Source organism: Actinomadura sp. NPDC049382 (assembly GCF_040677125.1).
Taxonomy (GTDB): Bacteria; Actinomycetota; Actinomycetes; order Streptosporangiales; family Streptosporangiaceae; genus Spirillospora; species Spirillospora geliboluensis.
The window spans coordinates 1-9,825 of record NZ_JBFARO010000201.1 but is presented as its reverse complement, the minus strand read 5'-3'; the positions used below and the strand labels follow the sequence as shown (position 1 = coordinate 9,825).

Annotated in this window: 10 protein-coding genes; 4 read left to right on the top strand and 6 right to left on the bottom strand. The window is 76.1% G+C overall.

Translation table 11 applies throughout. The annotated features are described in order from the left end of the window. Nucleotides 1-174: 174 nt before the first annotated feature. From AB0K34_RS44695 to AB0K34_RS44685, 3 genes are all read right to left on the bottom strand, one after another. Nucleotides 175-2,034, bottom strand: coding sequence for a glycoside hydrolase family 3 protein (locus AB0K34_RS44695; RefSeq protein ID WP_301176341.1), 1,860 nt, complete (start codon nt 2,032-2,034; stop codon nt 175-177). A 143-nt stretch (nt 2,035-2,177) separates the two neighbouring features. Further along, nucleotides 2,178-3,398 (bottom strand): AI-2E family transporter, encoded by a 1,221-nt coding sequence (locus AB0K34_RS44690; RefSeq protein ID WP_301176342.1) that lies wholly within the window; start codon nt 3,396-3,398, stop codon nt 2,178-2,180. A gap of 108 nt (nt 3,399-3,506) precedes the next feature. After that, a complete protein-coding gene (locus AB0K34_RS44685) occupies nt 3,507-3,878 on the bottom strand; it encodes a nuclear transport factor 2 family protein (protein ID WP_301176343.1) in 372 nt (123 codons plus the stop codon). A 197-nt stretch (nt 3,879-4,075) separates the two neighbouring features. On the opposite strand from AB0K34_RS44685, the gene AB0K34_RS44680 reads away from it, so the two are divergent. Continuing rightward, a complete protein-coding gene (locus AB0K34_RS44680; RefSeq protein WP_301176344.1) occupies nt 4,076-4,351 on the top strand; it encodes a hypothetical protein in 276 nt (91 codons plus the stop codon). 117 nt (nt 4,352-4,468) lie between these two features. After that, nucleotides 4,469-4,909: a thioesterase family protein gene (locus AB0K34_RS44675; protein ID WP_364554594.1), complete on the top strand. Its 441-nt coding sequence runs from the start codon at nt 4,469-4,471 to the stop codon at nt 4,907-4,909. Nucleotides 4,910-4,932: 23 nt separating this feature from the next. Here the strand turns inward: AB0K34_RS44675 and AB0K34_RS44670 are convergent, their stop codons facing one another. Both AB0K34_RS44670 and AB0K34_RS44665 read right to left on the bottom strand, forming a co-directional pair. Further along, nucleotides 4,933-6,039: a hypothetical protein gene (locus AB0K34_RS44670; RefSeq protein ID WP_364554592.1), complete on the bottom strand. Its 1,107-nt coding sequence runs from the start codon at nt 6,037-6,039 to the stop codon at nt 4,933-4,935. A gap of 49 nt (nt 6,040-6,088) precedes the next feature. Further along, a complete protein-coding gene (locus AB0K34_RS44665; RefSeq protein WP_364554590.1) occupies nt 6,089-6,838 on the bottom strand; it encodes a TetR/AcrR family transcriptional regulator in 750 nt (249 codons plus the stop codon). Nucleotides 6,839-6,932: 94 nt separating this feature from the next. On the opposite strand from AB0K34_RS44665, the gene AB0K34_RS44660 reads away from it, so the two are divergent. Together AB0K34_RS44660 and AB0K34_RS44655 are read left to right on the top strand one after the other, a co-directional pair. Beyond that, complete coding sequence (locus AB0K34_RS44660; protein WP_364554588.1) at nt 6,933-7,880, top strand: ATP-binding cassette domain-containing protein; 948 nt, start codon at nt 6,933-6,935, stop codon at nt 7,878-7,880. Nucleotides 7,881-7,927: 47 nt separating this feature from the next. Next, a complete protein-coding gene (locus AB0K34_RS44655) occupies nt 7,928-8,776 on the top strand; it encodes an ABC transporter permease (RefSeq protein WP_364554586.1) in 849 nt (282 codons plus the stop codon). A 22-nt stretch (nt 8,777-8,798) separates the two neighbouring features. Here AB0K34_RS44655 and AB0K34_RS44650 read toward each other — a convergent pair. Continuing rightward, nucleotides 8,799-9,825: DMT family transporter (locus AB0K34_RS44650; RefSeq protein ID WP_364554584.1), on the bottom strand; the 1,027-nt coding region annotated here is incomplete at its 5' end.

Here is a 9,825-nt window from a genome sequence, read left to right as displayed (position 1 = left end):
GCTTCCTCGGGCGCGCGCGTTCGTCGCCCTGATCGGGGTGCGCGGCGCCGGCGGGGGGTGGGTTGGGGGGTTGCGGGGGGCCCGGGGGGGGGGGCGGGGGGGGGGCGCCGCCCCCCCCCCCGGGGCCGCCGGTCTTCGCGGCCGGTGCCCGGCACCCGGTGCGGGTGCCGGGGGTCAGTAGCCCAGGCCGTGCCCGAACGGGTAGAGGACGGTCGCGGGGTCGTCGCGGGCGGGGATGGCGACGGGCAGCCGCCCGCGCGGGACGGTCTCCCCGAACAGCGCCTTGGCGGCCGACCGCAGCGCCTCGGCGGTGTAGGAGTAGGTGGCCAGGTAGGTGGGGGCCTCGGGGAACCAGGCGATGTCGTAGGGGTCGCGGACGGCGATGACGACGACGGGCGTGCCGGTGGCGAGGAGCGCCTTGACGAGGTTCATCTGCCCGGGGCCGTTGTGGCCGGGTTCGTCTTTGACGTCCCAGGCCCGGTTGGTGACGGCGACGACGAGGTCCTGGCCGCGGGCGTCGGCGACGGCCTGGTCGATCTGCGCGGGGCCGGGGCTGAGGCCGGTCTGGCGGACGGTGGCGGTGGCGCCGCGGCGGGCGAGTTCGGTGCCGAGCGCGGCAGTGGTGGACACGCCCCATCCGGTGACCAGGACCTTGCGGGCTCCGGGCCGCAGCGGCAGGACGCCGGCGTCGTCGCGGACCAGGGTGGTGGTGCGGTCGGCGGCGCGCTGCGCGACGGCGAGGTGCGCGGGGGTCCCGACGCGCCGGGCGACCTCCCCTTCGTCGGCGTAGGGGTCGCGGAACAGGCCGCGGCGGCGTTTGAGGTCCAGGATGCGGTAGACGGACTCGTCGATGCGCCGCTCGGTGAGCTCGCCGTTCTCGACGGCGGCGACGACGGCGTCGAGCTGGCGGGGGAACACGCCCTGGCCCTGCTCGTCCAGCGGCGGTTTGAGCAGGACGTCGGCGCCGGCCTTGAGCGCGAGGACGGGGATGTTCTCGTCGCCGTACTTGTCGCGGACGCCCTGCATGTCGAGGGCGTCGGTGACGATGACGCCGCGGTAGTGCAGGCGGTCGCGCAGGATGCCGGTGAGGATGGGCCGCGACAGGGTGGCGGGGTCGCCGGAGGGGTCCAGGGACGGCACGACGATGTGCGCGGTCATGATCGCTTCGACGCCGTGCTCGATCGCGGCGCGGAACGGCGGCAGGTCGAGCCGCTCCCATTCGGCGCGGGTGTGGTCGATGTGGGGGACGCCGGTGTGGGAGTCGGTGGTGGTGTCGCCGTGGCCGGGGAAGTGCTTGGCGGTCGCGGTGACGCCCGCGGACCGGTATCCGCCGATCTGGGCGGTGACCATGTCCGACACCAGGGCGGGGTCGGATCCGAAGGACCGGACGCCGATGACGGGGTTGGCGGGGTCGGTGTTCACGTCGGCGTCGGGCGCGTAGTCCTGGTTGACGCCGACGGCGCGCAGTTCGCGGCCGGTGACGGCTGCCAGGGCGCGGGCGTCGCCGGTGCGGCGTCCGGCGGCCAGCGCCATCGCGCCGGGCGACTGGGTGGCGGGCGGCTGGATCCGGGCGACGATGCCGCCCTCCTGGTCGGTGGCGATGGTGGCGGGTATGCCGAGCGGCTGGGCCGCGGCGGCGCGCTGGATGCCGTTGGAGAACGCGGCGACCTGCGCGGGGCCGGTGACGTTCTCGCCGTAGTAGATGAACCCGCCGGGGCGGTACCGGTCGACGACCTGCGCGGCGTTGTCGACCCCGTAGAGGCGGCGGTTGGCGGCGACGGCGGCGGGGTCGGCGGTGGTGGCGCTGGTGCCGTGGACCTGCAGGACGAACAACTGCGCGGCCTTGTCGCGCAGGGACATCGACCGCAGGAGCCGCAGCAGCGCGGGGTCCTTGCCGCCGTGCGGCGCCGCCGCGAGCTCGGCGTCCGCGGCGTGCGCGGCGGCCGGGGCCGCGGCGGCGAGACCGGTCGCGGCGAGCGTCCCGGCGGTGAGCCCGGCGAGCCACCTGCGGCGGCGCGTGCGGGGACGGTACATGACGGCTCCCTCCCGCCCCCGACCTGCCCGATGATCAAGCTTCTCTCCTGGCACGGTAGACCGGGCGGGCGGCGCCGTCCACGGCAATGCTCGACGATCCGCCCCACGTTCGGGTAAAGGGCGGCGGGGGCGCGGTAGCGGGGTCAGTTGCGGCGCAGCCACCGCCACCAGCGCGCCGCGGGGGCGTCCGGCCGGGTCAGGGGGTGGTCCTCGACGTCGTAGCGGCGCACGTAGGCGCCGGCGAACGCCTGGAGGCTGGCGCCGACCGGGATGGCCAGCAGCACTCCGACGGGCCCGGCGACGGCGGCGCCGGCGAGGATGAGGCCGAACGCGACGGCGGGGTGCATGTCCAGGGTGCGGGCGGTGATGCGCGGCTGCAGCAGGTAGTTCTCCAGCTGCTGGTAGCCGATGATGAACAGCAGCAGCCACAGCGCGGTCGCCGGGGAGGCGGTGAGCGCGATCAGGATGGGCACCGCGCCGGCGAGGTAGGTGCCGACGGCGGGGATGAACTGCGACACCACGCCGACCCACAGCGCCAGCGTCGCGGCGTAGGGGACGCCGAGCCCGGTCATGGCGGCGTAGTGGGCGATGCCGGAGATGAGGGCGAGCAGCCCCCGGGAGTAGATGTAGCCGCCGGTCTTGTCGATGGCGATCTCCCAGGCGCGCAGGACGGCGCGCTGGCGGTGCGGCGGGAGCAGGGAGCAGACCGTCCGGCGGAACTGGGGTCCTTCGGCGGACAGGTAGAAGGTGAACAGCAGCACGCCGAGGGCGTTGAAGACGACGCCGAACGCGGTGGTGCCGATGCCCCACACGTTCCCGGCGAGGCCGGTGATGTGCCGCGAGAGGGCGTCGGTGACGGTGGGGAGCCGCTGGAACAGGGTCCGCTGCGACAGGTGCGTCCCGAAGGTGGAGTTCACCCAGCCGATGACGTCGTGGACGTAGCCGGGGAACCCGTTGATCAGGTGGGCGGCCTGGGTGGCCAGCAGCGACCCGATGCCGCCGAGGAACCCGGTGAGCAGCACCCCGACGACCACGAACATCGCCGCGGTGGCCAGGCCGCGCCGCCAGCCGCGGCGGGCCAGCCAGTTCACCGCCGGTTCGATCGCGAACGCCAGGAACAGCGAGATCAGCAGGAGCAGCAGCAGTTCCCGCAGCCGCTGCAGCAGCCACAGCCCGGCCATGAACGCCAGCACGATCGCACCGGCCAGCACGAACGCCTTGGGCAGCCACGGCGGCATCCGCTGCGGCCACCGCCCGCCGTCCCGCGCGTCCGCGCCGGTGCCGCCGGGTGGGGCGTCGGGCGGGATGTCGGCGGGCGCGTAGGCCGGCGTGTCGCCGGGCGGCGGGCCGGGCGTCTGCGGCATTCCCGCACGTTAACGGCATCCGGTCGGGCATTGCGGACGTCTCGCCCCGCACCGGGTCGAATCTTTGCCGGGATTTTCAGCTCCGCCGCCCGGCCTGCGGCCCGGGGGCTAGGCGGTGGTGCCGGGCGGGAGGAACTCGGGCTGGTCCAGGACGCGCAGCCAGCTGCCGTCGGGCTGGCGGCGGGCGACCTGGGCGCGGGCTCCGGCGCCGTCGCGGGGCGGGGTGGAGGTGAGGGCGAGGTCGCCGCTGACCAGGGTGGGCAGGGGCTGCTCGGGTTCGAAGCGGGGGCGGGCGGCCAGGACCTTCTCCCACAGCGCGCGGATCGCGTCGCGGCCGGTGGTCTGGGAGCCGGGCGGGTAGGCGATGACCGCGTCCGGCTCGTAGAGGGCGGCGACGCCGGCGGCGTCTCCGGCGTTGGAGCGTTCGACGAACAGGCGGGTGATGTCCTCGGGCCGCATGGCCTTCTCGTGCGCGGTCACGGTGGTCCTTCGTGGTCGGGTCTGCTTCCGGCACCCATCGTGGTCGCCGCCGCACCATAAGTCCAAGAGATGGTCGTTCTGGGTTCTAGAAGGACCTGTTATGGGGTTGGGGTGGTGGGGATGCCGAGGCCGGGGGGTACGGGTCCGTCCTCTGCGGTGACGCGCCCGGCGGTCGGGCGCGCGGGAAGGGAGCCGTCATGGGACGTCCAGTGGTGCATTTCGAGATCATCGGCAGCGATCCGGCGGGGCTGCGCGGCTACTACGGGCGGCTGTTCGGGTGGCGGTTCCAGGTCGGCGACGCGGCCACAGCGACGGTGTCGCGTCCGGGCGAGTACGGGTTCGCCGACCCGGAGACCGCGGGGGCGGCTGGAGCCCGCTGGAGGGCGACGGCCGCATGGCACGGCACCACCGCCTGCACGCCGTCCGGGCGCATCTGCTGGAGATGGCGGGCGACGGGGCGGGGGCGCGGCTGACGGTCAGCGCGCCGGAGCGCCGCTACCTGCGGGGCCGCGCGGACCGCCGCTCCGGCTGAGGCCGGCCGGGGGAGGCTCGGCGGCGGCCGGACGGTGCGATGGGGCAGGATGCCCGGTATGGGTGAGGTGTTCACGCATCGGCTGCGGGTGCGGTACAGCGAGTGCGATCAGCAGGGCGTGGTGTTCAACGGCCACTACCTCTTCTACTACGACGTGGCGCTGACGGAGATGTGGCGGGAGCTGGTCGGCGACTACGGGGCGATGGTGCACGAGGGCTACGACCTGGTGGTGGCCGAGGCGCGGATCCGGTTCCGGGAGGGCGCGCGGTTCGACGAGCTGCTGGAGGTGTCGATGCCGGTGGCGCATCTGGGGACGACCAGCATGGTCGTGCGCCCGGTGTTCCGGGCGGGCGGGCGGCTCATCGCCGACGGGGAGGTGCGGCACGTGTTCATCGACCCGGCGTCCAAGGGCAAGCGGGAGATGCCGGAGCGGGTGAGGTCGGTCCTGGCGCCGTTCCTGGACGGGACGGGAGAGGCGCCCGGCGCCGCCCCTGCCTGACACCCGCCCCCGGGCGGGGGCGGTCAGGCGGCCAGGCGGGTGGTGAGGGCGTCGGCGCGGTGTTCCAGGTCGTCCAGGCGGGCGTGCAGGGCGGCGCGCAGCCAGGGGGCGCCGGCGGCGCAGTGCGCGAGCATCCACGGCAGCGGCCCGGCGAGGTCGTCGCGGCGGGGCCCGTGCGGGGCCGGGGCGCGGCAGAACACCACGGGGACCGCTCCGGGGAACGCGGTCTCTGAGCGGGGGGCGCCGGGGCCGCGGGTGAGGACGGCGACCAGGTCGGGTCCGGCGGCGAGCGCGGCCATCACACCGGCGGCCAGGCCGGCGGCGCCGCCCGCCTCGATGGTCTCCAGCCGGTCGCAGACCCGGGCCAGCGCCGCCCGCAGCGCGACCTCCTCGGGGCGGGCGCGGCCGTGCGCGGGGGCGTCCAGGACGAGCGCGACGGTCCCGGCGAAGCGCGGGAGCGCGGCGGGCCGGTCGGCGGGGCGGTCGAGGGGCAGCGCCGGCTCCCCCGGCACGGCCCCGGCCGCGGTCCGGGCGGCGGGGTCGTCGGGGCGGTAGAGGGCCTGGACGCGGGCGGGTGCGGCGGCGGGGTCGGTGAGGAAGCGCAGCAGGCGCCGCCGCAGGTAGTCCGAGCCGGTGTCGCCGGCGGCGATGCGGCGGGCGCAGCCGCGGGCGGCGGCGGCGCCGAGGGCGTGCTCGAAGCAGTCGCGCAGGGCGGCGCGGCGCGCGGCGATGAGCGCGTCGGCGCCGGGGTGCTCCAGGACGAACCGGAGCGCGGCGCGGGTGGTGTGCTTGTGGTTGGCGCGCAGCCGCCGCAGCGCGAGCAGGACGGTGACGACGTGCGCGGGCGGCAGCCCGAGGCACAGGATCCGGGCGGCGCGGGCCTGCACGGCGCGGGCGCCGTCGCCGAGCCCGGCCTGGGACGCGGCGAGGACCTGCAGCAGCACGCGGGCGCGCTGCCAGGGCGCCGCGCCGGGCGCGATGCCGAGCAGCGCGTAGCGTTCGGCGTCGCGGGCGTGGGCGGCGCGGTGCAGTTCCGCGTCGTCCCAGCGCAGGGCGGCCCCTGGGGGCAGGGTGAGGGGTGCGCCGTGGCGGCGCAGGTGGGCGAGGAGTGTGGGGGTGTCCATGGTCATCGGCCTCCGCAACCATGGAGTCTAGGAACGATCTCGAGTGCCCCGGCACTCATTTTCCGGTGGCGGTCCCCTCGCCGGAGGCGCCGCCCGCTGCGCCGTTCGTGGAGTCCTCGGTGGAGTCCTCGGTGGCACCGCCGGGTTCGGGCGGTGCGGCGGCGTAGCCGCCGAGGCCCTGTTCGAGGAGGTCGAAGGCGCGGGCGGCGGCGGCGTAGACGTCGTCGCGCATCTCCTCGAGGGTCTCCCCCGCGCTCCTGCGGTCGGCGATCTGCTCGACCAGGACGGTCTGCACGGCGAAGATCATCGCGGCGGCGGCGTGGGGGGCGATGTCGTCGGGGCCGGCGCCGGTGTCCTCGGCGATGCGGGCGGCGAGGCGGTCCTTGGCGCGGCGGCCGATCTCGCGCTGGCGGGCGCGGAGGGCGGGGCTGGCGCGGACGGTGCGGACCCAGTCCTGCGATCCGTCGTGCAGGCCGGTGCGGTGGCCGCGGGCGTCCAGGTCCTCGAAGAACCGGCGGCGGAACAGCGCGGCGGCGCTCTCGCCGGGCCGGCGGGCGAGGAAGTCGCGGGCGGCGGACTCGATCGCCTCGTCCTGCCGGTCGAAGAACAGGTCCTCTTTGGTGCGGAAGTAGTTGAAGACGGTGTTGACCGACACGTCGGCGGCGCGGGCGACGTCGGCGATGGTGACCTCGTCGAAGCCGCGCGCCAGGAACAGCCCGGTGGCGATGTCGGAGATGCGGCGCCGCGTCTGGCGCTTCTTGCGTTCCCGCAGCCCCGGTTCGGGCCCGGCGAGCTCCTCACCCATGCGAGGAATATACCTTCATTGGTGTCACTGAAAATTTGGAGTGACTGCAAAATTGTGGTTACGCTACCGGCGTCGTCCCAGAGGAGGATTCATCGTGATCGAGGCGCGCGGGCTGGCCCGCACCTTCACCGGCGGGCACGGGACCGTCGAGGCCGTCCGCGGCGTGGACCTGTCGGTCGGGCCCGGCGAGATCGTCGGGTTCCTCGGCCCCAACGGCGCCGGGAAGACCACCACGCTGCGGATGCTGACGACGCTGCTGGCGCCGACGGCCGGGACCGCGACCGTCGCCGGCCGCGACCTGCGCCGCGACCCGGCGGGCGTGCGGCGCCGCATCGGCTACGTCGCGCAGGGCGGCGGCACCGACCCCGCCGTCCCCGCCGCCGAGGAGCTGGACCTGCAGGCCCGCCTGTACGGCGTCCCCGACCGCGCCGCGCGGATCGCCGGGCTGTGCGACCGCCTGGACCTGGCGGACCTGCGGGCGCGGCCGGCGGGGTCGCTGTCGGGCGGGCAGCGCCGCCGCCTGGACATCGCGCTCGGGTTGGTGCACCGCCCGCCGCTGCTGTTCCTGGACGAGCCCACCACCGGCCTGGACCCCAAGAGCCGCGGCGACCTGTGGGACCACGTCCGCGCCCTGCGCGACGGCGAGGGCACCACGGTGTTCCTGAGCACCCACTACCTGGACGAGGCCGACGCGCTGTGCGACCGGATCCTGATCATCGACCGGGGCCGCATCGTCGCCGAGGGCGCGCCCGCCGACCTCAAGCGCCGCGTCGCCGGCGACGTCGTCACCCTGGAGCCCGCCGCCGCGTCCGGCTGCGAAGCGGTCCGCACTGCGCTGGCGGCGCATCCGGACGTCCGCGTGGCCGCCGTCGCCGGCGGCCGGGTGCGGCTCACCGTCGAGGACGGCGAGAAGGCGCTGATGCCGCTGATCCGCGCGCTGGACGGCGCCGGGGTGGAGCTGGCGTCGCTGAGCCTGGCCCGCCCCACCCTCGACGACGTGTTCCGCGCCGTCACCGGCCGCGCGCTGCGCGACGCCGCCTGACCCCCGTCCCCTCTCCCCCGTTCTCCGTCCGACCAAGGAGCCCTGCCATGCCGCTGTCATCGCCCGAATCGGCCCCGCCGGTCCCGCCCGCGCCGTCCGCCGCACCGCCGGCGGCGGGGCCGGGCGCGTCGTTCGCGCGGGTCGTGTCCGACACCCGGCTGATCTTCCTGCGGTACCTGCGGCAGACGCTGCGCAGCAAGGTCGCGGTGGTGTTCGGCGCGGTGCAGCCGCTGCTGTACCTGGTGCTGTTCGGGCCGCTGCTGTCGGACCTGGCGGACGTGCGCGGGTTCGGCGGCGGCGACGCCTGGCAGGTGTTCGTGCCGGGGATCCTGGTCCAGCTGGCGCTGTTCGGCGCCGGGTTCGTCGGGTTCGGGCTGCTGGCGGAGATGCGGTCGGGGGTGGTGGAGCGGCTGCGGGTCACCCCGGTCAGCCGCACCGCGCTGCTGCTGGGCCGCGTCCTGCGCGACACCGCCGTCATCGCGGTGCAGGGGGTGCTGCTGGTCGCGGCGGGGCTGGCGCTGGGGCTGCGGGCCCCGGCCGGCGGGATCGCCGCGGGACTGGCGTTCGCGGTGGCGCTCGCGGTCGGCGTCGCGTCACTGTCGTACGTGCTGGCGATGAGGACCCGCTCCGAGGACGCGTTCGCGCCGCTGCTGTCGGCGGTGACGCTGCCGCTGATGCTGCTGTCGGGGATCCTGCTGCCGATGGGCCTGGCGCCGGGCTGGCTGGACGCGGTGTCGCGGTTCACCCCGTTCCGGTACGTGGTGGACGGGGCCCGGGCGGCGTTCCTCGGCGACTACGCCAGCGCGGCGGTCGCGGAGGGCGCGCTGGTCACGGCGGTGCTGCTGGCGGTGTCGGTGGCGCTGGGCGTCCGCCGGTTCCGCGCCGAGAACCCCTGACCCCGGGGGCCTGGCGCCGGGGTCAGCCGTCGAGGACGGGCGTCCCGACGGCGCGGCCGGGGCGGGGGTCCCCGGCCGGCGGGGGCCGGTCGCCGGGGCGGGCGGGCGCGGCGCGCTGGGCGAGGTAGGCGCCGGTCAGCACGATCGCGCCGCCGGCGAGCTGCGGCCCGGTGAGGCGCTCGCCGAGCACGGCCCAGGCGATGAGCGCGGCGGCGACGGCCTCGGTGTAGCAGATCGCGGCGCCGACCTGCGCCGACAGCCGCTGCAGCCCGGCGACGCCGGTCAGGTAGGCCAGCACGGTGCTGACCAGCGCGATCCAGGCGACCAGGGTCCAGCCGGGCGCGGTGTGCCCGGCGACGGGGACCGGCGCGGCCAGCACGTCCCACGGCAGCGCCCACGGCGCGGCGAGCACGCCGAGCGCGGCCGCGGCGACGACGCTGCCGGCGGAGGTGATGACCAGCGGGTCCACGCTCCCGGTGAGCCGGTCGACGATGAGGAAGTAGCAGGCCTGGCAGGCGGCGGCGCCGAGCCCGGCGGCCAGCCCGACCGGGTCCAGCGACAGGCCCGTCCACACCTGCACGACCAGCGCGAGGCCGGCCATCGCGACCGCGACGCCGGCGGCGGCCGTGCGCTGCACCGGGACGCGGCGCACCAGCCGCAGCCACCCGAGCACGATCAGGGGGCCGCTGAACTCCAGCAGGATCGCCACCCCGACCGGCAGCCGCGACGCCGCCACGAAGTAGCACGCCTGGCACCCGGCGACGCCGGTCAGCCCGTACAGGACCAGGACGCGCAGGTGGGGCCGCAGGTTCCGCAGCGCCGCGCGGCGCAGCAGCACGGCGAGCGGGACCAGCACCAGCGCGGCGGCCGCGATCCGCAGCCACACCGCCTGCAGCGGACCGAGCCCGGCCTCGATGAGGGCCTTGCCGAACGGCCCGGACGCGCCGAAGCACACCGGGGAGGGCGGGGTCATCGTCGTCCGCTGCGACGAGCAGCCCGGACACGCCGGTAGTCGTAGCGGCCCATGCGTCGTGGAGGGCGGCGATGTT

Coding starts and splice junctions, on each gene's coding strand:
- AB0K34_RS44695 (WP_301176341.1), bottom strand. CDS start 2,034: ATGTACCGTCCCCGCACGCGCCGCCGCAGGTGGCTCGCCGGGCTCACC.
- AB0K34_RS44690 (WP_301176342.1), bottom strand. CDS start 3,398: ATGCCGCAGACGCCCGGCCCGCCGCCCGGCGACACGCCGGCCTACGCG.
- AB0K34_RS44680 (WP_301176344.1), top strand. CDS start 4,076: ATGGGACGTCCAGTGGTGCATTTCGAGATCATCGGCAGCGATCCGGCG.
- AB0K34_RS44675 (WP_364554594.1), top strand. CDS start 4,469: ATGGGTGAGGTGTTCACGCATCGGCTGCGGGTGCGGTACAGCGAGTGC.
- AB0K34_RS44670 (WP_364554592.1), bottom strand. CDS start 6,039: ATGACCATGGACACCCCCACACTCCTCGCCCACCTGCGCCGCCACGGC.
- AB0K34_RS44665 (WP_364554590.1), bottom strand. CDS start 6,838: ATGGGTGAGGAGCTCGCCGGGCCCGAACCGGGGCTGCGGGAACGCAAG.
- AB0K34_RS44655 (WP_364554586.1), top strand. CDS start 7,928: ATGCCGCTGTCATCGCCCGAATCGGCCCCGCCGGTCCCGCCCGCGCCG.